Origin of the sequence: Nonomuraea antri (genome assembly GCF_013283785.1) — a bacterium.
Lineage (GTDB): Bacteria > Actinomycetota > Actinomycetes > Streptosporangiales > Streptosporangiaceae > Nonomuraea > Nonomuraea antri.
Genome location: NZ_JABCPZ010000573.1, coordinates 1 through 1,074, shown reverse-complemented (window position 1 = coordinate 1,074; position 1,074 = coordinate 1). Strand labels below are relative to the sequence as shown.

Below are 1,074 nucleotides of genomic sequence, written 5' to 3'. Positions count from 1 at the left end.
CCCCACGCCGCCCCACATCCCCACAGCTACCGCCCTGCACCCGCCCTCGTCGCTACAAGCTCCGAGCTCAGAGTGCCAGCACCTGCCGTACCGCCGTCATCAGGCTGTCCCGGTACGCGGCCCCGTACAGCACCACATGTACGAGTAGCGGGTGCAACTGATGCAGCGGTACCCGCTCCCGCCATCCCTCCGCGAGCGGCCATTCCTCCCGGTACGCCCCCAGCGCCCGCTCCAGATACGGCAGCCCGAACAGCGCCAGCATCGCCAGGTCCGTCTCCCGATGCCCGCCATGCGCGGCCGGGTCGATGAGGACGCCGCGCCCGCCCGACCACAACACGTTCCCGCTCCACAGGTCACCGTGGATCCTGGCCGGCGGCTCGGGTGGCCCGGCGATCTCGGGAAAGCGTTCGACGGCTCGTTCGACGGCGGTGGCGTCCGAGACGGACAGTCTCGCCAGTCGGAGGAACGGCAGCACCCGGCGCTCGGCGTAGAAGGTCGGCCAGTCGGGGGCGGGTGCGTTGTCCATCGGCAGTTCGGCGATGAAACCCGGCCACGGCGCGCCGAAGGCGGCTGCGCCGGCCCGGTGCAGCCGGGCCAGGTCGCGGCCGAACCGCTCGGCCGCCGTGGCGGTGGGCGCCTCTTCGGGCACCCACGACAGCACGAGCCGGTCCGCGTCGGCCTCGATCACCTCAGGGACGCTGATCACCTCGCCCAGCCACCGCAACCCGGCCGCCTCCGACACGAACAACGCACCTCCGGCGGCCAACCCGCCCTCGCCAGAGGACCCGCCTCCCACAAATGACCCGGCCTCGCCAGCTGACCGGCCTGCCGCAAACAACCCGGCCTCGCCAGAAGACCCGCCCGCCGCAAACGACCCAGCCTGGCCAAGGGACCCGCCTCCCGCAAACGACCCGCCCTCGCCAGACGACGCGCCTCCGGCAAACGACCCGCCCTCGCCAGACGACCCGCTTTCCGCAAACGACCCGCCCTCGCCAGACGACCGGCCTACCGAAAGCGACCCGCCCTCAGCAACCGGCGCATCCCCCGTCGACCGCCCGTCAGCACCCCCCACAC

At 72.5% G+C, this 1,074-nt stretch carries 1 protein-coding gene; it reads right to left on the bottom strand.

Going from position 1 to position 1,074, the window contains the following annotated elements; all coding sequences use genetic code 11:
* Positions 1-67: 67 nt before the first annotated feature.
* Entirely contained in the window at positions 68-742 is a 675-nt protein-coding gene (locus HII36_RS55440) for a fructosamine kinase family protein (RefSeq protein ID WP_407940924.1), read from the bottom strand.
* Positions 743-1,074: the final 332 nt, after the last annotated feature.